Below are 20986 nucleotides of genomic sequence, written 5' to 3' on the forward strand. Positions count from 1 at the left end.
CGCACCGGCGGACGGCTCTGGGGCCGTCATCGGCCCCACAACACTAAGGAAGACAATGGCAGACATCACCATCAGCCCCGACGTCATCCGTGACGCGCTGAAGGACTTCGTCGCCGCTTACGAGCCCTCCGGTTCCGCGGCGACCGAGGTCGGCACTGTCGTCGACGCCGCGGACGGCATCGCCCACGTCGAGGGACTCCCCGGCGTGATGGCGAACGAGCTCGTCCGCTTCGCGAACGGCACGCTCGGCCTCGCACAGAACCTCGACGAGCACGAGATCGGCGTCGTCGTCCTCGGCGAGTTCACCGGCATCGAGGAGGGCCAGGAGGTCACCCGCACGGGCGAGGTCCTCTCTGTGCCCGTCGGCGAGGGCTACCTCGGCCGCGTCGTCGACCCGCTCGGCAACCCGATCGACGGCCTCGGCGAGATCGCCGGCATCGAGGGGACCCGCGAGCTCGAGCTGCAGGCGGCGGGCGTCATGGACCGCAAGTCGGTTCACGAGCCCATGCAGACCGGCATCAAGGCGATCGACGCCATGATCCCCGTCGGCCGCGGCCAGCGCCAGCTCATCATCGGCGACCGCCAGACCGGCAAGACGGCCATCGCGATCGACACGATCATCAACCAGAAGGCCAACTGGGAGTCGGGCGACGTCAACAAGCAGGTCCGCTGCATCTACGTCGCCATCGGCCAGAAGGGCTCCACGATCGCGTCCGTGAAGGGCGCCCTCGAGGACGCCGGCGCCATGGAGTACACGACGATCGTCGCCGCTCCCGCGTCGGACCCCGCCGGTTTCAAGTACCTCGCGCCCTACACCGGCTCGGCAATCGGCCAGCACTGGATGTACCAGGGCAAGCACGTCCTCATCATCTTCGACGACCTGTCGAAGCAGGCCGAGGCCTACCGTGCCGTGTCGCTCCTCCTCCGCCGTCCGCCGGGACGCGAGGCGTACCCCGGCGACGTCTTCTACCTGCACTCGCGTCTGCTCGAGCGCTGCGCGAAGCTGTCGGACGAGCTCGGTGCCGGCTCGATGACGGGTCTGCCCATCATCGAGACCAAGGCGAACGACGTCTCGGCGTACATCCCGACCAACGTGATCTCGATCACCGACGGCCAGATCTTCCTCCAGTCCGACCTCTTCAACGCCAACCAGCGTCCGGCGGTCGACGTGGGCATCTCGGTCTCGCGAGTCGGCGGCGACGCCCAGCTCAAGAGCATCAAGAAGGTCTCCGGCACGCTCAAGCTCGAGCTCGCGCAGTACCGCTCGCTCGAGGCGTTCGCGATGTTCGCGTCCGACCTCGACGCCGCGTCGCGCCGCCAGCTGGCGCGTGGTGCGCGTCTCACCGAGCTCCTCAAGCAGCCGCAGTACACGCCGTACGCGGTCGAGGACCAGGTCGTGTCGATCTGGGCGGGCACGAACGGCAAGCTCGACACCATCGAGGTGGAGGACGTCCTCCGCTTCGAGCGCGAGCTGCTCGACCACCTCAAGCGCAACACGTCGGTGCTCGACTCGATCCGCGACTCGGGCAAGCTCGAGGACGACGTCGTGGCGGAGCTCGAGAAGCAGGTCGACCGCTTCGTGCTCGAGTTCAAGCAGGGCGATGGCACGCACCTCACCGACGCGGGTCGCGAGGAGTTCGCCGCCGCTGCAGCCGACGATGTGAACCAGGAGCAGATCGTCAAGGGCCGCAAGGCGTAACGCCTTCGGAGACGACGCACCATGGGCGCACAACTCAGGGAGTACAAGCAGAAGATCTCTTCTGCTCAGACGACCAAGAAGATCACGAAGGCGATGGAGCTCATCGCGGCTTCGCGCATCCAGAAGGCGATGGCGCGCGTGCGCGCGTCATCGCCCTTCGCCCGCGCGGTGACGCGAGCCGTCTCCGCCGTCGCCACGCACACGTCGATCGACCACCCCCTCACCCGCGAGCCCGAGAGCATCACGCGATCGGCCATCCTCATCGTCGCCGCCGACCGCGGCCTCGCCGGGGCGTTCAACTCGCAGGTCATCCGCGAGGGCCTGGAGCTCGCCGAGCTCCTGCGCTCCGAGGGCAAGGAGGTCGTGTTCTACCTCTTCGGGCGGAAGGCCGTCGGATACTTCCAGTTCCGCCGGATCGTCGCGCAGGGCGAGTGGGTCGGCGACGCCGACACCCCCTCGTTCGAGTCGGCGGAGGAGATCTCGCAGGCGCTCATCGAGGCCTACGAGAAGGACGCGAGCGAGGGCGGCGTCGACGAGATCCACGTCGTGTACAACCGCTTCGTCAGCATGATGACGCAGACCCCGGAGTCGGTGCGTCTGCTGCCGCTCGAGGTCGTGGAGGCGGAGGAGTCGGCTTCGGCCGAGGTCTACCCGCTCTACGAGTTCGAGCCGGAGCCGCAGCAGGTGCTCGACCGGCTGCTGCCCGTCTACATCCAGAGCCGCGTCTTCAACGCGCTGCTGCAGTCGGCGGCCGCCAAGCAGGCAGCGACGCAGAAGGCGATGAAGTCGGCGAGCGACAACGCTGACAAGCTCATCACCGATTACACCCGCCTGCGCAACAACGCGCGTCAGGCGGAGATCACGCAGCAGATCGCCGAGATCGTCGGCGGCGCCGACGCCCTGGCGTCGTGAGCTAGAGACCCATCAGGAAAGAGACGAAAGTATGACTGCCAACGCCACGGCTGAGACCACCGCGGTGGTCGGGCGCGTCGCACGCGTCACGGGCCCCGTCGTCGACATCGAGTTCCCGCATGACGCGATCCCCGAGGTCTACAACGCGCTGAAGACCACGATCACGATCGGCGACGAGTCGACCGAGATCACGCTCGAGGTCGCGCAGCACCTCGGCGACGACATGATCCGCGCCATCTCGCTCAAGCCCACGGACGGCATGGTCCGCGGCCAGGAGGTGCGCGACACGGGCGCCCCCATCTCGGTGCCCGTCGGAGACGTCACCAAGGGCAAGGTCTTCAACGTGATCGGCGACGTCCTCAACCTCGGCGAGGGCGAGACGCTCGAGGTCACGGAGCGCTGGCCCATCCACCGCAAGGCTCCCAACTTCGATCAGCTCGAGTCGAAGACGACGATGTTCGAGACCGGCATCAAGTCGATCGACCTCCTCACGCCGTACGTGCAGGGCGGCAAGATCGGCCTCTTCGGCGGTGCCGGCGTCGGCAAGACCGTCCTCATCCAGGAGATGATCCAGCGCGTCGCGCAGGACCACGGCGGTGTGTCGGTGTTCGCCGGTGTCGGCGAGCGCACCCGTGAGGGCAACGACCTCATCGGCGAGATGGAGGAGGCGGGCGTCTTCGACAAGACGGCCCTCGTCTTCGGCCAGATGGACGAGCCGCCGGGGACGCGTCTGCGCGTCGCCCTCTCGGCGCTGACGATGGCGGAGTACTTCCGCGATGTCCAGAAGCAGGACGTGCTCCTCTTCATCGACAACATCTTCCGCTTCACGCAGGCCGGCTCCGAGGTGTCGACCCTGCTCGGCCGCATGCCCTCCGCTGTGGGCTACCAGCCGAACCTCGCCGACGAGATGGGCGTGCTCCAGGAGCGCATCACGTCGACGCGCGGTCACTCGATCACCTCGCTGCAGGCGATCTACGTGCCGGCCGACGACTACACCGACCCGGCTCCGGCGACGACGTTCGCGCACCTCGACGCGACGACGGAGCTGTCGCGTGAGATCGCGTCGAAGGGCCTCTACCCGGCCATCGACCCGCTCACCTCGACGAGCCGCATCATGGACCCCCGCTACCTCGGCGAGGACCACTACCGCGTCGCCACGTCGGTGAAGCAGATCCTGCAGAAGAACAAGGAACTCCAGGAGATCATCGCCATCCTCGGTGTCGACGAGCTCTCCGAGGAGGACAAGATCGTCGTCGCGCGTGCGCGCCGTATCCAGCAGTTCCTCTCGCAGAACACCTACATGGCGAAGAAGTTCACGGGTGTCGAGGGCTCCACGGTCCCGCTCAAGGAGACCATCGAGTCGTTCGACGCGATCGTGAAGGGCGAGTTCGACCACGTGGCCGAGCAGGCCTTCTTCAACGTCGGCGGCATCAGCGACGTCGAGGCCGCCTGGGCGAAGATCCAGAAGGAGAACGCCTGATCATGGCGCTCGAGGTCACCCTGGTCTCCGCAGAGGCCGAGGTCTGGGCCGGCGAGGCGAGCCTCGTCGTCGCCAAGACGACCGAGGGTGAGATCGGCTTCATGCAGGGCCACGAGCCCGTGCTGTCGATCCTCTCCGAGGGTCAGGTCCGGATCACCCAGGCGGACGGCACGAAGATCGTCGCGGACGCCCGCGACGGCTTCGTCTCGATGGAGGGCTCCGTGCTCACCATCGTGGCCGGCCACGCTCAGCTCGTCGACTGACGCAGCCACCTCCTCGCCAGGGCGGGGGATCCTTCGGGATCCCCCGCCCTGTCTTTTCGTCCTCGCGCCTCGTGCGCAGAAGGGATGCCCGTGCTCGTCCTGCTGCCGCCCTCCGAGACCAAGCGACCGGATGGCGACCCCGTCCCGCTCGACCTCTCCCGCCTGCGCCTGCCCTCGCTCGGGCAGCTGCGGGAGCAGGCCGTCGCTGCGCTCGTCGCGCTGTCGCAGGACGAGGACGAGGCCGTGCGCGTGCTCAAGCTGAGCGTCCGCCAGCGCGGCGAGGTCGAGGTCAACCGGGTGCTGCGCGAGGCCCCAACGATGCCCGCCGTCGATCGCTACACGGGCGTGCTCTACGACGCGCTCTCCGCCGGCTCCCTCGACGGGAGCGCGCGCGGCTGGCTCGCCGCCCATGCCCTCATCCAGACCGCTCCGTTCGGCCCCGTCGGGGCGGCCGATCCGCTCCCCGCGTACCGACTCTCTGCGGGAGGGCGCCTGCCGGGGCTGCCGCCGCTCCGCCGGCACTGGTCTGAGGCGACGACGGCGGCGCTGCGCGACGCGGCGGCGGGCGGCCTCGTCGTCGACCTGCGCTCGAAGTCCTACGTCGAGCTCGGACCCGTGCCGGACGATGTGCCGGGCGTGTACGTCCACGTCGTCGCCGAGGAGGACGGCGCCGTCCGCGCGCTCAACCACTTCAACAAGAAGGCCAAGGGCCTGCTCGTCCGGCGGATGGCCGAGACGGGCGTGCAGGCGCGTTCCGTCGACGAGCTTCTCGCGTGGGCGCGCGCAGCCGGAGTGACGCTCCGCGCCGGCGCGCATCCGCGCGAGGCGGTGCTCGTCGCGGCGGCGTGACGGGGCGATACGGCCTCTATGCCGCAGGAGGAACATCCGTCGCTCTGCCATCCTGAGAGCGTCGCGGCGCAGAAGGCGGCCGCGAGGAGCGGAAGGTTCCGTCATGACCATCAACCCGAACGACCCGCAGGACGCGACCCCCGCGGCGGCGCCGGTCCCGCCGCCCACGCCTCAGCCGGACGCGCAGTCCGGCCCGACCACGCCGCCCCCGCCCGGTGCCTATCCGCCGCCCGGCGGCTATGCTCCTCCCGCCGGCTACCCCGCGCCCGGCCATGGTCAGGTGCCCTACCAGGGTTCGACGACGAGCAACCTCGCGCTCAACCTCTGGCTCTCCGTGTTCTTCTCGTGGATCCCCGCCCTGATCTTCTACCTCGTCGAGAAGGACAAGGTGTCGCCCGCCGAGAACGCCGCGAACGCGGGGAACCTCAACTTCCAGCTCGTGCGCATCATCGCGCTCGTGGCCGCGGCGTTCATCATCTGGATCCCCGTGATCGGCCAGCTGCTGTACGCGGCCGTCGCGATCGGCTCGCTCGTCATCGCGATCGTGCACGCGGTCAACGTCCCGAAGCAGCTCGCGGCGGGCCAGCCCCCGCAGTACATGCTGACGCCAGCCTGGATCAAGTGACGGGTCGTCCCGTCGGCGAGGGCCCGTGCCGCTCGGCACGGGCCCTCGCGCCGTCGGAACGGGGCGTCGGACGGCTCGACTAGGATGGGAGGACTGCGTTCGCACCGAGCGCCCGACGACCGGAGGCGATGTCCGTGCCCGATGCACCCGTCACGACGCAGTCGACGACGGTCCGCCGTCCGGATGGCGACCTGCTCGTCGCGTGGGCGGCGGTCACCGACCGCGGGCGCAAGCGGGAGATCAACCAGGACGCGGTCCTCGCGCGGTTCCCCCTGTTCGTCGTCGCCGACGGCATGGGCGGCCACATCGGCGGGGAGATCGCGAGTGCGAGCACGATCGCGCGACTCGACGACGTGGTGTCGCGCGGCGATCTCCGCTCCGAGACGATCGAGGAGGCCCTGCTCGGCGCGGTCGGCGACATCGGCGACCATCCCGATGCGACCGACGAGGGCACGGGGACGACGGTCACCGGGATCTACCTCGACGACACGGACGAGCCGGGCTGGGTCGTCCTCAACATCGGCGACTCCCGCGTGTACCTCGACCGCGAGGACGCGCTCGCGCAGGTGACGGTGGACCACTCGCTCGTGCAGGAGCTGGTCGCCGCGGGGCGGCTGAGCCCCGAGGAGGCGGAGAACCATCCCTACGGAAACGTGATCACGCGCGCCGTCGGGCCGAGCGAGAGCGTCGTGCCCGACTACGTCCGGCTCGACCTGCGCGCGGGCGACCGCTTCGTCATCTGCTCCGACGGCCTCACCAAGGAGCTCACCGACTACGGGATCCTCCACTTCCTCCGCGAGAACGCCGATCCCGCGCAGGCCGTGACCGCCATGCTCACGGCGGCGCTCGAGAACGGCGGCCGCGACAACGTCACGATCGTCGTCGTCGACGTGAGCGAAGCGCCGGCCGACACCACGACGGAGCAGCTGCCCGTCGTCGACGCGTCCACAGGCGACGCGACCGCGTAGGGCTCTCCACAGTCCGCGGGGAGCGCTGCCGCAGGGCTGCCGCGCCCGCTGAGATGAGGGGATGAGCCCCTCGCGCATCGACGAGCCGATCACGATCCCCGCGCCCGCGCCGCCCGTCCGGAGCGCGCCCTGGCCGCTGTTCGCGTCGGCGGTCCCGCTCGTGGGCGGCGTGGTGATGTGGCTGCTCACGGGATCGGTGATCGCGCTCTGCTTCGCGGCGCTCGGGCCCCTCATGGCGGTCGCCGCGATCGTCGACCGCCGGCGCGGGTCGAGACGCGTCCGCCGGCGCGACGCGGCCGCGCGATCCGAGGAGCTGGCGCGCATCCGCGACGTCATCGATGCGCGTCACGCGCGTGAGCGCGCGGAGCTCGAACGGCGATGCGTCGACCTGGGCGCGCTGCTCGCGGACGACCGCCGCACCTGGCGCGTACCCGGTCGCGAGCTCGTCGTCGGCCGGGGCGATGTCGCCAGCCGCGTGCGGGTCGCCGGCGGGACGGATGACGAGGACGTGTCGGACCTGCATGCGCACGCCGAGACGCTCGCGGGCTCGCCCATCGAGATCGACGTCGCAGACGGGGTCTGCGTGCGCGGAGACGACATCGTCGCGCGCGCCGTCGCGCGCGCCCTCGTGCTGCAGCTGTGCCTGCGTCTTCCTCCCGACGCCCTGCACGTCGCGGGATGCGGGTCGGAGGAATGGACGCGGGGGCTGCCGCACGCTCGTCCAGCGCCTCGCGCTCTCACCGTCGGGTTCGCCTGCGCCGGGGAGACGACGCCCGCCGGGACGGACGCCGTCGTGGTCGCGATCGGGCCCGACGAGCCGGTGCCCGCCGCGTGCGGGGTCCTGATCGAGGTGGGGGCCGGGCTCCGCGGTCGTCTCATCCGCGGGGCGGAGACGCGCGAGATCGCGCTCGAGGCCGTGGCGGCGGCGCAGGCGGCGGCCGCGGCGTCGACGCTCGCCCGGCGACCGCTCGCCACGGCGGACGCGCACGATCCGCTCGTCGCGCTGTCGGCGCTCGACCCCGCTCCCGCCGCTCGCGTCACCCTGCCCGCCGTCATCGGCACGGCGGCCGGAGCGCCCGCCGTGGTCGACCTCGTCGCCGACGGCCCGCACGCGCTCGTCGTCGGCATGACGGGGGCGGGCAAGAGCGAGCTGCTCGTCACGTGGGTCGCATCGATGGCTCGGGCGTATCCGCCCGAGCGCGTCGTCTTCCTGCTCGCCGACTTCAAGGGCGGAACCGCGTTCGACGCCCTCGCCGGGCTGCCGCACACGACGGGGGTCGTCACCGACCTCGACCCCGGTTCGGCCCGTCGGGCCGTGGAGAGCCTGCGGGCGGAGATCCGCCGCCGCGAGCAGGCGCTGGCGGCGGTCGGGGAGCGGGACGTGTCCTCAGGGCGCGCCGGGCTGCCGCGCCTCGTCATCGTCGTCGACGAGTTCGCGGCTCTGCTCCAGGACCATCCCGACCTGCACGCCGTGTTCGCCGACGTGGCGGCGCGGGGGCGGGCGCTCGGGATGCACCTCGTGCTCGGGACGCAGCGCGCCACCGGCGTCGTGCGCGACGGCCTCGTCGCCAACTGCCCCTTGCGGATCGCGCTGCGCGTCGCGGAGAGCGGCGAGAGCCGCGCGGTCATCGGAACCGACGACGCGGCCCTCCTGCCGGGGGACGACGCGGGGCGCGGGCTCGCCTACGTGCGGCGGGCATCCGATGCGAGCCCCCGCCTCACGCGGATCGCGCTGTCGTCGTCCGACGACGTCGCGCACGTCCCGGGGCCGGCGGCGGCTCCGCGCGGGCCCTGGCTGCCGCCGCTCCCCTCTCGCATCGCCCTGCACGACATCCCCCGCGAGGCGGTCCCCGACGAGGCGATCGTGCTCGGAATCGCCGACGTGCCGGCCGAGCAGCGCCAGCCGCCTGTGCTCCTGCGCCCCCGGATCGACCGCGGCATCCTCATCGTCGGCGGCCCCGGCTCCGGCCGCACGACGGCCGCCCGTCTCGTCGTCGCGCAGCGCCCGGATGCGGTCGTCGTCCCCGCAGACGCGGAGGCCGCCTGGGACGCGATCGAGAGCGCCGAGCGCCGGGCCCCCGACGTGCTCGTGATCGACGACGTCGACATGCTCCTCGCCCGGTACCCCCACGAGCACGCTCAGGCGATCTCCGCGCGTATCGAGAGCCTCATCCGGGAGGCGGGCGACCACGGGACGACGATCGTCCTCACGACGGCGCGCATGACGGGTGCCGTCGCGCGCGTCGGCGATCTCCTGCCTCGTCGCGCGCTGCTCGCCACCGCGTCGCGGATCGACCACGCTGCGGCGGGTGGAGACGGCGGCGCGTTCGATCCGCGGCGGCCGCCGGGGCGCGCGATCCTCGACGGGGTCGAGATGCAGTTCGCCCTGGGCCCGGCGGTCGCCGAGACGTCCGCCGACGATGCGCCGCGATGGCGTCCTGAGGCACCCGTCACCGCTCTCGTCGCCCGATCCGCGCCGCATCGAGGCGCCGCCCTCCAGGCCGCCTGGGGACAGGGCGTCCGCCTCGTCGTGCTCGAGGAGGTGCCGGCGGGAGGCGCCCTCGCGCAGCTCGCCGGTCCGGTCCCCGTCGTCATCGCGGGCGATCCCGAGTCGTGGCAGCGGCAGTGGTCGCTGCTCCAGGAGGCGAGGGCGAGGTGCCCGCTCGTCATCGGCGCAGAGTGCGCCGCCGAGGTGCGCGCCCTCACGGGCGACCGGGAGCTTCCTCCCTACGCCCGCACCCGCGCGTCGCGTGCATGGCTCTACGCGGAGGGCCGAGCCGCCGAGCGGATCGTGCTGCCATGACGATCGTGCTGTCGGCGGATCAGGCGACGGCGCGGATGCGGCCCACCTCGCGTCCGCCGCCCGAGACGGAGAACAGCGGATGGCCGTCCGCGAACTCCGCGACGGCCTGCTCCGACAGGGCACCGGCACGGGCGAGCAGCGTGAGGGCGACGAGGACGCCAACGCGCGTGGAGCCGTCGAGCGTCTTCAGGACGACCGTCGTGCCATCCGGGGCGACCATGATCTGGACCCCCTCGGCGCCGTACTTCGAGAAGACGCCGAACGTCTCGATCGCGACGGTGTCGGGACGCCCCGGTCCGTCCACGGCCCACGGGTTGTCGCGGACCGCCCGCACGAGCGCCCCCGCCACGCGGTGCATGGCGAACGGCGACCGCTCGGAGGACCCGCCGACGCGGTGCACGGCGCGCGCGAGCCCCGTGAGCGTGAGCGCGTGCACGGGCGCACCGCAGCCGTCCACGACCGTCGCTCCCACGCGCTCGCCCGCGAACCTCTCGACGACGTCGCGGATGTGGGTCTGCAGAGGGTGGGCGGGGTCGAGGTACGAGTCGAGGTCCCAGCCGTTCGCCGCCGACGCCATCAGCATGGCGGCGTGCTTGCCGGAGCAGTTCATGCGCACGCGCGCCGGCTCGAAGCGCTCGCGCACGAGCGCGTCGCGCGTCGCGCTGTCGGACGGCCACTGCGCGGGGCAGCCGAGTGCGTCCTCGCTGAGCCCCACGGCGCCGAGCATGTCGCGGACGACGGCGGCGTGGCGGTCCGTGCCCGTGTGGCTCGCGGTCGCGAGAGCGAGCCGCTCGCCCTTCAGCTCGGCTCCGGCCGTGACCGAGCCGATCGCCTGGAACGGCTTCAGCGCGGAGCGCGGGAGCACGAGCGCTTCGGCGCGGCCGAGCGATGCCACGGTCTCGCCCGCGGAGTCGAGCACGACGGCGGCCCCCGCGTGCCGCGACTCCGCGAACCCGCCGCGGTCGACGACCGCGAGCTCGACGGCATCCTGGACGGAGAAGGTCTCGGCACTCACCTGACAACCCTATCCAGCCCGCGTCGACCGCCTGGCAGACTGGACGCATGCCCGGAGAGCACCGCTACGCCCTGACCGCCACGTGGACCGGCAACCGGGGGACCGGCACGTCGGGCTACCGCGACTACGATCGCGCCGTGACGCTCGCGGTGGCGGGCAAGCCCGATGTGCTCGCGTCGGCCGACACGCCGTTCCGCGGCGACGGCTCGCGCTGGAACCCCGAGGACATGCTCCTCGCCTCGCTCTCCGAGTGCCACCTGCTGTCGTACCTGCACGCCTGCGTCGTCCGAGGCGTCGTCGTGACCTCGTACGTCGACGACGCGGCCGGTGTCATGCGCCAGGAGGGCAACGGCGGCCGCTTCGAGAGCGTGACCCTGCACCCGCGCGTGACGGTGGCCGACGCGTCGATGGTGGCGGACGCGATCGCGGCGCACGACGACGCGCACGAATGGTGCTTCATCGCGAGCTCCATGGCGTTCCCCGTGCACCACGAAGCCGAGGTCGTCGTCGGCTGAGGCCCGCGGGCGCCTACAGGCGCTCGTGCGGCAGGGCCCGCTTGATCTTCTCGAGCGTGTTGCCGGCCGGGAGCTCGTTGTACGTGCCGGCGAGCTCCTGGCCGGAGAGCTCGTGGATGGCGGCCATGATCTGATCCGTGGCGGCCCGCCGCGCCCTGCCGGAGGACGCGGGGCCGTGCACGGACACGTCGATCGGCTCGCCGAAACGCACCGTCGCGCGTTCGCGGAAGGACGGCATCCGCGCGCCGACCGGCATGACCTTGTCGGTGCCGATCAGGCCGATCGGGACGACGGGGGCGCCGCTCTCCAAGGCGAGATAGGCGACGCCCGTCCGGCCCTTGTAGAGCCGGCCGTCGCGCGATCGGGTGCCCTCGGGGTGCAGCGCCACGGCCGCACCCGTCGCGAGGATCTCCTTCTGGCGTTCGAGCGCGTCGAGCGCCGCCTGGCCGGCCGCGCGATCGACGGGGATGGCGCCCACCGCGGTGAAGAACGTGCGCGACGCCCATCCCCTGACCCCCGAGCCGGTGAAGTAGTCGGACTTCGCGAGGAAGTGGACGGGGCGCGGTGCGGCCGCGATCGGGATGACGATGGAGTCGATGAACGACAGGTGGTTGCTGGCGAGGATGACCGCGCCCTCGCGCGGGATGTTCTCGCGGCCCTCGACGCGGGGGCGGTAGACGGCCCTGGCGAGGGGGGCGAGGATCATCCTGCCCGCCGTGTAGACCCAGCTGGGACGGACGGGCGCCGCCCGCTCTGCGGTCGGCTGGGCGTCATCGGTCATCCCTCCAGGGTACCGGCGACGTATGCCGTGCCGGGAATCGGCGGGCGCCGGAGCGTGTCCAGCCCACGCAAAGGCGGAATCGGGGAGGATGGGGACGACAACCCCGATGAATGAGGTCTTCGTGCGCGTGCGCTCCCTTGGTCTGCTGTCCACCGTCGCCGTCGCGGCGCTCGCCCTCGCGGGGTGCGCGTCGTCGGGAGACGCCGAGACCGAGGCGGAGGCGACGGCGGCGCCCGCCGACCTGTGCGCATCGGTCGCTCCGACCGGAGACGCGGTCGAGTCGGTGACGGTCGACGGGGAGGTCGGGGAGCCGTCGACGGCGACCTTCGAGACCGGGGTCGAGATCCCCGAGCTGCAGAGCCTGCAGATCGCGGAGGGCGACGGCGATGCGCTCGAGTCGGGGCAGTACGTGAACTACGCCATGTCGGCCTACGATGCCGACACCGGCGAGGAGCTCGGCGTGCTCGGCTATGAGGAGGGCGAGCTGCTCCCCTCGCAGATCGCGCCCGAGTCGCTCGGCCAGTACATCGGATGCGCCACGACCGGCTCCCGCTTCGTCCTCGCCTTCCCCGCGTCGACCGACGCGACGACGGGCACGGAGACCGCGGGGCAGATCTACGTCTTCGACGTGCTGGGGACCACGCCGACCGCCGCATGGGGCGCCGACCAGGAGCCGGTCGAGGGCATGCCCGTCGTCGAGCTCGCCGAGGACGGCACGCCCACCGTGACGCTGCCCGAGGGGCTCGAGACGCCGGACACCACGCAGCTCGAGACGCTCAAGCTGGGTGACGGCACGACCGTCGCGGAGGGCGACACCGTCATGGTGCAGTACACCGGCGTGAAGCTCTCCGACGGCACGGTCTTCGACTCCAGCTGGGAGGCCGGCACGCCGGCCACGTTCCAGACGACGGGCGTCGTCGACGGCTTCCGCCAGGCGCTCGAGGGGCAGACGGTCGGCTCGCAGGTCGTCGTCGTCATCCCGCCGGCCGAGGGGTACGGTGAGGGCGAGATCAACGACACCGACCTCGTCGGCGAGACGCTGATCTTCGTCGTCGACATCCTCGCGACGCAGCACGCCGCGTGATCCTGCCGTGAAGCGCGTCATCGTCCTCGGGTCGAGCGGCTCCATCGGAACCCAGGCGCTCGACGTCATCCGCGCCAACCGCGACCGCTTCGAGCTCGTCGGCCTCTCGACGGGGTCGAAGGCCGATGTGCTCGCCGCGCAGGCGGCGGAGTTCGGCGTCGTGCACACGGCGCTCGGAGCCGATGAGGCGGCGAGCCTCGTCCGCGAGGTCGAGGCCGACGTCGTGCTGAACGGCATCACGGGCTCGGTGGGACTCGGTCCCACCCTCGCCGCGCTCGAAGCGGGGCGCACGCTCGCGCTCGCGAACAAGGAGTCGCTCATCGTGGGCGGCGAGCTTGTCACGCGGATGGCGCGGCCCGGTCAGATCGTGCCCGTCGACTCCGAGCACTCCGCGATCGCGCAGGCGCTTCGCGCGGGGGAGCGCGGCGAGGTGCGCAGGCTCGTCGTCACCGCGTCCGGCGGCCCGTTCCGCGGCCGATCGAGGACGGAGCTCGCGGGCGTCACGCCTGCGGAGGCCCTCAGGCACCCGAACTTCGCGATGGGGCGCGTCATCACGACGAACTCGGCGACGCTCGTCAACAAGGGGCTCGAGGTGATCGAGGCGCACCTGCTGTTCGGGATCGCCTACGACCGCATCGACGTCGTCGTGCATCCGCAGCAGCTGATCCACTCCATGGTGGAGTTTCACGACGGGTCGACCATCGCCCAGGCCGGCCCGCCGCGCATGCTCGTCCCGATCGCGCTCGGGCTGTCGTGGCCGGAACGGCTGGCCGACGTCGACGTGCCGATCGACTGGACGGCGGCGCAGACCTGGGAGTTCGCGCCGCTCGACGACGAGGCGTTCCCCGCCGTGTGCCTGGCGCGGCGGGCGGGTGAGGCGGGGACGACCCATCCCGCCGTGTACAACGCCGCCAACGAGCAGGCCGTCGAGGCGTTCCATGACGGCCGACTGCCGTTCACCGGAATCGTCGACACGGTCGCGGCCGTGCTCGACCGGCACGAGGCGCCCGCCGAGCTCTCGCTCGAGGCGCTGTCCGACGCCGAGGCCTGGGCCCGCCGCACCGCCGACGCTCTGATCGCCGCGCGCTGAGGTCGCGCGCCGCCGTCACGAAGGCGGCCGGCAGCGGTCGTCGGCCCTCGCGGTCGGGATGGCGCGGTGGCGTCGGATGGGGCGGCGCCAGTGCGCGCTGGCGGTGCGGGTGCCCCACGCACTGCTGTGCGGGGCGTGCACCGCTGTGCCGGGCGAGGACCGTGCCCCGGCGCCCGCCCGTCAGCGGCGTTCCGCCCGCCCGTCAGTCCGGGTACGGGACGGGCCAGGCGGAGTCGGGCACGGCCCATCCGGCGTCGCGCAGGGCACGGCGGGCGAGCTCGCGCGCGGAATATGGCGTGCGCACCCCCTTGATGTCGCGGTAGTCCTGGTGGCCCGGTCCCGCCCAGAGGATCGCGTCGCCGGGGCCGACGAGCTTCACGGCCTCGACGATGGCGCTCTCCGGCGGCGAGAACTCGTGGATCGGATGGCCGGCGTCCGCCGCGCGCGCGCCCTCGAGGAGCATGGCCCGGATGGCGGCGGGATCCTCGTGACGGGGGTGATGATCGGTGATGACGACGATGTCGCTGCCCTCGACGGCGGTGCGACCCATGTCGTGACGCTTCGTCTTGTCGCGGTCGCCGTCGGCGCCGAACAGCATGAGCACCTTGCCCGGTGTGACGCGGCGCACGGCGGCGAGCGTCTTCTCGAACGCGTCGGGCGTGTGCCCGAAGTCGACGTAGACGGCGGGGCCGTCCGGACCCGACACGAGCTGGGTGCGACCGGGCAGGGAGGCGCGGATGCCGCCGTCGCGTTCGAGCGCCTCGACGATGCGGTCCCACGCGTACCCTGCCTCGAGCAGCATGACGATGGCCGTTCCGGCGTTCGAGGCCATGTGGGGGCCGATCACGGGGACCGTCGTCGAGAGGATGCGGCCGTCGGGGCCGGAGAGCGTGAAGCGCGTGCCGCTCTGCCGCTCCTCGTCGATCGAGACGATCCAGTCGGCGCCGGCGGCGAGGTCGGGGTCGGCGGCGATCGACGGAGCCGAGATCGTGACGACGGGGATGGACGACCGCCGCACGTACTCGATGCCGGGCGCGGAATCGAGCGAGATGACGGCGCGGCGCGCGCGCTCCGGCGTGAAGAACGCCGCCTTCGCCTCGAAGTACTCGTCCATGTCGGCGTAGTCGTCGAGGTGGTCGTGCGTGAGGTTCGTGAACGCGGCGACGTCGAACACGATGCCGTCGACGCGGTGGCGCGTGAGCGCCTGCGCGCTGACCTCGACCGCCACGGCCTCCACGCCTCGCTCGCGCATGAGGGCCAGCAGCGCGTGGAACTCGCTCGCCTCCGGGGTCGTCAGACGCGAGACGATGACCTCGCCCGCGATGTGCCGCTCGGCCGTCGACGAGAGCCCCGTCACGACGCCGATCTGCGTGAGGAGGCCGTCGAGGAGGTGCGTGATCGACGTCTTGCCGTTGGTGCCGGTGGTGCCGAGCAGCAGCGGCAGCTCGTCGTCGGGCCCCGTGCCGTACACCCACGCGGAGAGGTCGCCGAGCACGGCGCGCGGGCTCTCCACGACGACGGCGGGGAGCCCCGTCGGCGCCGCGATCCCGGCGCCCTCGGCATCGGTGATGATCGCGACGGCGCCCTTCTCGGCGGCGGCTGCGGCGAACTCCGCACCATGGCGGTTGACACCGCGGATGGCGACGAACGCCTCGCCCGCGCGCAGGTCGGCGGTCGCGAGGGTGATGCCGGTGAGCGAGACCCCCTCCGCGTCGCCCCTCAGCTCGCCGCCGACGCGCGCGGCGAGGTCGGCCAGCGCGCGGACGGGCGGGTGCTCGGGCCGCAGGACGGGGGGCAGGTTCGAGGGCGTCGCAGACATCCCCCTCATCGTCTCACGGACGGCGGCACGTGCCCCGTGCGGGGCGGCGACGCGCCGGGTCGGACGGCCGAGGGGCGGGGCGCGCGGCTCGAGAGCCGCGCGCCCCGCCTCATCGCGTCAGCGGCGCGCTCCGCGGCGGTAGGCGAGCACGGCCACGACGAGCGCGGCGACCCCGGCGACGAGGCCGCCCGCGCCGAGCGCGACCGGCAGGGGGTCGGCGTCCGCCGCGGCAGAGGCCGTCGCCGACGCCGTCTCGTGGTCGGCGTGCGACGTCTCGTCCGTCGTCGCCGTGTCGCCGGACTCCGCGAGAGTCACGACGGGGGCGGGCGCGTCGAGGGCGTGCGGGTCCTCGCCGTCCTCGGCGATCTCCGACCACGACGTCGACCCGTCCTCGCAGATCTGCTCCACGGGGAAGGCGAGCGTCTCGGGAGCGTCGGCGGCGTAGGCGACCGAGATCTCGACGGCCGCGCGCATGGCGTTCGGCACCGGCTCGTCGGCCGTGTACGTGATCGTGTCGACGAGACCCGTCGACGCGTCGCGCGCGACGTCGATCGTCCATCCGGCCTGGATGGTCGGAGTCGCCGAGTCGAGACCCTCGTCGGGCATCGAGATCACGAGCTGCGTTGTGGGCGACTCGTCGCAGCCATGCGAGAACGCGAACGTGAGGACGTCGTAGCCGCCGGCGACGGGGGCATCCGGCGTGACGGTGACGTGCGCCTGGGCGGCGAGCGGCGCGGCCACGACGAGCGCGCACGCGGCGGCGGCTCCCGCGGCGAGGCGGATCGCCCGGCGACGGCGGATGCGGGGCGCGGGGGAGACAGGCGCGGTGTTGAGGTGTGCGGGGGTGAAGGACATGGGTGCTCCTGAAGATGGGGAAGAGGCGCGGCAGCGCCGTGATCCACCTGGGCGACGGCGGCCGTCGCCCAGGTGGCGATCGGCGTCCCGGAACCGGCGGTCGGGGACGCGGACTGCGACCGGGACGGGCGAAGCCGCCGCGCGGGCCGCAGGAAGGGGCTCAGGAGAGGACGAGCGGAGGGCCGCGCTGGAGGCGGACGTCGTGGAAGAGGCGGCTCGCGGGGCGCGTCGGCTCGGCGGCGACAGCTGCCGGGGCGACGGCGACGGGCAGGGCGACCGCGACGGGTACGCGCCGGATGACGGCGCGCGCCCATCCGGCGATGGCGCGCACCGCGTGCTCCCCGCGCCAGAGCAGCGCGGTCGTGACGAGCGCGGCGGCGGCGTGCGCGACGAGCATGGCGCCATCCGTCTGCGCGGCGAGCGACGCGTGCTCGGTCGCGAGGGCCGCGAGATGCGCATCGTGATCGTGAGCCGAGTGCACGGCCGCGGCCGAGGAGGGGGCGCCGAGCGCGGCGAACACGACGTGGAACGCCCCCTGCGTGATCATCGTGGTGGCGGCGAGGCGGGGAAGGCTCAGCCGCCGCCCCATGACGGCCGCCGCCGGCAGCGCGAGCAGCGCGGCCATCCCGACGACGAGCAGGGGAGCGGGGGCAGCGCCGCCGCCGAACGTGTGCGACACGGCGGCGAGCAGGGTCGCGGCAGCGGATGCCGATGCGCCCCGGAGGACGCGCAACTGCCGCGGGTTCACGGCTCCAGGATAGGCGACGCGCCTCTGCGCGCATTCATAGCCGACGAGGGCTACCGTGGCGGGGTGGATGTGCTCCTCTTCGTGGTCGGCGTCGTCGTCATGGTCATCGGCCTCGGTGCGTCGATCGCGCTGCACGAGATCGGGCATCTCGTGCCGGCGAAGCTCTTCGGGGTGCGCGTCGGCCAGTACATGATCGGCATGGGGCCGACGCTGTGGTCGCGACGGCGCGGCGAGACCGAGTACGGCATCAAGGCGCTCCCCGTGGGCGGCTACATCTCGATGGCGGGCATGTACCCGCCTGCCCAGGTCGCAGCAGGCGCCTCGACGCCGCGCGCGGCGAGAGGGCGCCGCATGTACGCGACGCTCGTGCAGGATGCGCAGGCGGCGAACGCCGAGACGCTCGACGGCGTCGACGAGTCGCGGACGTTCCACCGGCTTCCCGTGTGGAAGCGCGTCGTCATCATGCTCGGCGGCCCGGTGATGAACCTCGTGCTCGCGGTCGTGCTGTTCGCCGTGCTGTTCAGCGGCATCGGCATGCAGCAGGCGACGACGACCGTCTCGCAGGTCGCGGAGTGCGTGCTGCCCGCGGGGTCGACGGCGACGGAGTGCTCGGCGGCGGATGCCGAGGCGCCGGCGCACGCGGCCGGGATCCTGCCGGGCGACGTGCTCGTGTCGCTCGACGGCACCGAGGTCGAGAGCTTCGCCGAGGCGTCCGCGATCATCCAGGCGCACCCGGGCGACGCCATCCCCGTCGTCGTCGAGCGCGACGGCTCGGAGACCTCCCTCACGCTCACCCCCGTCGAGAACCAGGTCGAGGTCACGGCGGACGACGGCACGACATCGGTCGAGACGGTCGGCTACGCGGGAGTGACGGCGACCGTCGCGCGCATCCAGGAGCCGATCTGGGTCGGCCCGCAGACGGCCTTCGAGAACGTGGGCGCCGTCGTGCAGATCGTCGCGAACCTGCCCGCGCGCCTGTACGACACGGCGTACGACCTGTTCACGGGCGGCGAGCGCGACGCCGACGGCCCCATGAGCGTCGTCGGAGTGGGAAGGCTCGCCGGCGAGGTCGCGGCCACCGACGCACCCGTGCTCGATCGCATCGCCGTGATGATGAGCCTGCTCGCCTCGCTCAACATCGCGCTTTTCGTGTTCAACCTCGTGCCGCTGCTGCCTCTCGACGGCGGGCACATCCTCATCGCGCTGTGGGACGGCCTGCGCCGCGCGGTCGCGAAGCTGCTCGGCAGGCCAGAGCCGAAGCCGACCGACGCCACGAAGCTCGTGCCGGTGACGCTCGTGGTCGTCGTGCTGCTCGTCGGCATGGGCGCGCTGCTGTTCGCCGCCGACATCTTCAACCCCGTGCAGCTGCTCGGCGGCTGACGACCCCCGCCGGTCGCCGCGTTTCGCGGCGACCGGCGGGGGGTTCGCCCCGAAACGCGGCGAAACCCGACGCGCGCACCCGCGTCCGTTCCACCCCGCGGAGTGCCGTCTCAGGCCAGCGCGTGCGCCACGAGGCGCTCGAGGGTGCGCATCCCGTCGCGGGACAGGATCGACTCCAGATGGCCCTGCACGGAGGCGAACCCTGCGCCGCGGAGGGCGTAGACGTCGCCCGTCGCGGGGTCGGCGGCGATCTCCACCGCGCCCACGCCGCCGCAGCGCGTCTCGCTCGGCGTCAACTGCGTGACGCCGGGCGTCACGCGCGACGTGAAGGTGTTGTAGAACCCGATCGAGGCGTCCTCGCCGAACAGGTCGACGGTCAGCTGGAGTCCCTGGTGGGGGCTCGCGAGCGGCGCGAGGGAGACCCCGATCCGGTCGGACAGGATCTGGTGGCTGAGGCACACGGCCAGGAGCGGCCGGTGCCCCGCGAGCCGGGCGTGAACGACCTCGCGCATGCGGGCGATGCGCGGGCTCGCCTCATCCCGGGGGTCGCCGGGGCCGGGACCCGACACGATGAGCTCGGCGGCGTCGACGACCGCGGGGGAGGCGTCGCTCCAGTGCACGATCTCGACGTCGAGGCCGAGATGACGCAGCTGGTGCGCGAGCATCGTCGTGAAGCGGTCCTCCGCGTCGACCACGACGGCACGGCGGCCGGCGAACGGCCGCGCGTCTGGAGCGCCCGCCTGCTCCTGCATCCAGAACGGCGCGAGGCGCGCGTTCCGGGAGGCGAGCAGCGTCGCCACGCCCTCGTCGTCGGCGAGGCGGCGGGCCGGCGCCGGCTCGTCGTCGTCGGGGACGATCGTGATCGCGCGGGGGATGGCCCCGATCGCGCCGAGCACGCCCGCGGCCTTGCCGTGCGTCTCGCTCACCTCGCCGTACGGGTCGGAGTGCCGCACGAGCGTCGCGCCCACGGGCACGCGCAGGCGCCCGTCCTCGAGGTAAGCGGTGCGGATGAGGATGGGCGCGTCGAGGTCGTGTCCGCCCTCGGCGTTCGGCGTGAAGAGCGCGGCGACACCCGAGTAGTACCCGCGCGGCGTGCGCTCGTGCCGCTGGATCACGGCGCAGGCGTTCTGCATGGGCGAGCCCGTCACCGTGGGGGCGAACATCGTCTCGCGGAGGATGTCGCGCGGGTCGAGCCGCGAGCGCCCGCGGAGCACGTACTCGGTGTGCGTGAGGCGCGACATCTCCTTGAGGTGCGGACCCGTGATGCGTCCGCCGTCGCTGCACACGGCGCTCATCATCTTGAGCTCCTCGTCGACCACCATGAAGAGCTCCTCGGTCTCCTTGGTCGAGGAGAGGAACTCGGCGAGCGTCTCCACGGTCGCGCCGCCGGCGGGATGGCGGAACGTGCCGGAGATGGGGTTCATCGTGACGACGCCGTCCCTGGCGCTCACGTGCGCCTCGGGGCTCGCGCCGACGGCGACATGCCCGGGCGTGACGACGGCGAACGTCCAGTACGCGCCTCGCTCGTGCTCGAGGAGCGCCCGGAACCACGTCAGCGCGGCCATCCGGGGGTCGGCGTCGACGCCCGCCACGTAGTCGCGGCGGATGACGAAGTTCGCACCCTCGCCCTGGCCGATCTCGTCGGCGATGACACGGCGCACGATGTCGGCGTACTCGGCGTCGGCGAGGTCGAAGCCCGCGTCGGCGAGGGGGATGGTCTCGCTCGGCAGGGCGGCGACGGCCTCGTCGAGCGGGACGGCGACGTGCGTGTCGACGAGCAGGCAGCGAAGCGGAGCGCCGTCGTCGTGGGCGGCGAAGCCGCGCTCGCGCACCTGGCGGTAGGGCACGAGCGCGAGCACCTCGCGCGGGGTGCCGTCGGCGTCCTGCAGGGGGATGTCTCCCAGCAGCTCGACGTCGGAGAGCGCGCCCGAGAGCACCTCGACGGCGTCGCCCCCCTCGCGCACGATGAGCGCGAACGAGGATGCGGGGTCGGCGGCCAGCCGTGCGATGAGGTCGGCCGAGGCGGGGGCGAGGGCGGTGGGCCCGGTCATGCGTGGTACTCCCTCTGGGCGGGGCCGCCCTGATACGGAAAAGACCGCC

At 72.5% G+C, this 20986-nt stretch carries 18 protein-coding genes; 12 read left to right on the forward strand and 6 right to left on the reverse strand.

What is annotated here, in order from left to right:
- Positions 1 to 55: 55 nt before the first annotated feature.
- The 8 genes from atpA (at position 56) to ABD998_RS12605 (ending at position 9599) form a co-directional block, all read left to right on the forward strand.
- Positions 56 to 1699: a F0F1 ATP synthase subunit alpha gene (gene atpA / locus ABD998_RS12570; protein ID WP_345439642.1), complete on the forward strand. Its 1644-nt coding sequence runs from the start codon at positions 56 to 58 to the stop codon at positions 1697 to 1699.
- A 21-nt stretch (positions 1700 to 1720) separates the two neighbouring features.
- A complete protein-coding gene (locus ABD998_RS12575) occupies positions 1721 to 2611 on the forward strand; it encodes a F0F1 ATP synthase subunit gamma (protein ID WP_345439644.1) in 891 nt (296 codons plus the stop codon).
- Positions 2612 to 2642: 31 nt separating this feature from the next.
- Entirely contained in the window at positions 2643 to 4091 is a 1449-nt protein-coding gene (gene atpD / locus ABD998_RS12580) for a F0F1 ATP synthase subunit beta (protein ID WP_345439645.1), read from the forward strand.
- A gap of 2 nt (positions 4092 to 4093) precedes the next feature.
- Positions 4094 to 4354, forward strand: a complete 261-nt coding sequence (locus ABD998_RS12585) for a F0F1 ATP synthase subunit epsilon (protein WP_345439647.1) — start codon at positions 4094 to 4096, stop codon at positions 4352 to 4354.
- Between the two features lie 90 nt (positions 4355 to 4444).
- Positions 4445 to 5203 carry a YaaA family protein gene (locus tag ABD998_RS12590; RefSeq protein WP_425562984.1) on the forward strand — a complete coding sequence of 253 codons (759 nt, stop codon included), beginning with the start codon at positions 4445 to 4447 and terminating at the stop codon, positions 5201 to 5203.
- A gap of 103 nt (positions 5204 to 5306) precedes the next feature.
- Positions 5307 to 5828, forward strand: a complete 522-nt coding sequence (locus ABD998_RS12595; protein ID WP_345439651.1) for a DUF4870 domain-containing protein — start codon at positions 5307 to 5309, stop codon at positions 5826 to 5828.
- Between the two features lie 134 nt (positions 5829 to 5962).
- On the forward strand, positions 5963 to 6796 hold the full coding sequence (locus tag ABD998_RS12600; protein WP_345439653.1) for a PP2C family protein-serine/threonine phosphatase: 834 nt from the start codon (positions 5963 to 5965) through the stop codon (positions 6794 to 6796).
- Between the two features lie 61 nt (positions 6797 to 6857).
- Positions 6858 to 9599 (forward strand): FtsK/SpoIIIE domain-containing protein, encoded by a 2742-nt coding sequence (locus ABD998_RS12605; RefSeq protein WP_345439655.1) that lies wholly within the window; start codon positions 6858 to 6860, stop codon positions 9597 to 9599.
- A gap of 19 nt (positions 9600 to 9618) precedes the next feature.
- On the opposite strand, the gene ABD998_RS12610 is transcribed toward ABD998_RS12605, so the two are convergent.
- Entirely contained in the window at positions 9619 to 10614 is a 996-nt protein-coding gene (locus ABD998_RS12610) for an asparaginase (protein ID WP_345439656.1), read from the reverse strand.
- A gap of 47 nt (positions 10615 to 10661) precedes the next feature.
- Here ABD998_RS12610 and ABD998_RS12615 point away from each other — a divergent pair, with 47 nt between their 5' ends.
- On the forward strand, positions 10662 to 11129 hold the full coding sequence (locus ABD998_RS12615) for an OsmC family protein (RefSeq protein ID WP_345439658.1): 468 nt from the start codon (positions 10662 to 10664) through the stop codon (positions 11127 to 11129).
- 13 nt (positions 11130 to 11142) lie between these two features.
- Here the strand turns inward: ABD998_RS12615 and ABD998_RS12620 are convergent, their stop codons facing one another.
- Positions 11143 to 11910: a lysophospholipid acyltransferase family protein gene (locus ABD998_RS12620; RefSeq protein ID WP_345439660.1), complete on the reverse strand. Its 768-nt coding sequence runs from the start codon at positions 11908 to 11910 to the stop codon at positions 11143 to 11145.
- A gap of 106 nt (positions 11911 to 12016) precedes the next feature.
- On the opposite strand from ABD998_RS12620, the gene ABD998_RS12625 reads away from it, so the two are divergent.
- Complete coding sequence (locus ABD998_RS12625) at positions 12017 to 12994, forward strand: FKBP-type peptidyl-prolyl cis-trans isomerase (RefSeq protein WP_345439662.1); 978 nt, start codon at positions 12017 to 12019, stop codon at positions 12992 to 12994.
- A gap of 7 nt (positions 12995 to 13001) precedes the next feature.
- A complete protein-coding gene (locus ABD998_RS12630; RefSeq protein ID WP_345439664.1) occupies positions 13002 to 14084 on the forward strand; it encodes a 1-deoxy-D-xylulose-5-phosphate reductoisomerase in 1083 nt (360 codons plus the stop codon).
- Positions 14085 to 14286: 202 nt separating this feature from the next.
- Here the strand turns inward: ABD998_RS12630 and ABD998_RS12635 are convergent, their stop codons facing one another.
- The 3 genes from ABD998_RS12635 to ABD998_RS12645 all read right to left on the reverse strand — a co-directional run bounded on the left by ABD998_RS12635 (position 14287) and on the right by ABD998_RS12645 (position 17506).
- Positions 14287 to 15903, reverse strand: a complete 1617-nt coding sequence (locus tag ABD998_RS12635; RefSeq protein WP_345439666.1) for a Mur ligase family protein — start codon at positions 15901 to 15903, stop codon at positions 14287 to 14289.
- Between the two features lie 117 nt (positions 15904 to 16020).
- Entirely contained in the window at positions 16021 to 16758 is a 738-nt protein-coding gene (locus ABD998_RS12640) for a YcnI family protein (RefSeq protein ID WP_345439668.1), read from the reverse strand.
- A gap of 160 nt (positions 16759 to 16918) precedes the next feature.
- A complete protein-coding gene (locus ABD998_RS12645) occupies positions 16919 to 17506 on the reverse strand; it encodes a hypothetical protein (RefSeq protein ID WP_345439670.1) in 588 nt (195 codons plus the stop codon).
- 63 nt (positions 17507 to 17569) lie between these two features.
- Between ABD998_RS12645 and ABD998_RS12650 the strand changes: the two genes are divergently transcribed.
- Complete coding sequence (locus tag ABD998_RS12650; protein WP_345439672.1) at positions 17570 to 18886, forward strand: M50 family metallopeptidase; 1317 nt, start codon at positions 17570 to 17572, stop codon at positions 18884 to 18886.
- A gap of 110 nt (positions 18887 to 18996) precedes the next feature.
- Here the strand turns inward: ABD998_RS12650 and ABD998_RS12655 are convergent, their stop codons facing one another.
- Positions 18997 to 20937, reverse strand: a complete 1941-nt coding sequence (locus ABD998_RS12655; protein WP_345439674.1) for a chorismate-binding protein — start codon at positions 20935 to 20937, stop codon at positions 18997 to 18999.
- Positions 20938 to 20986 lie beyond the last annotated feature (49 nt).

Source organism: Microbacterium gilvum, assembly GCF_039543865.1.
In the GTDB taxonomy this organism is placed as follows: domain Bacteria; phylum Actinomycetota; class Actinomycetes; order Actinomycetales; family Microbacteriaceae; genus Microbacterium; species Microbacterium gilvum.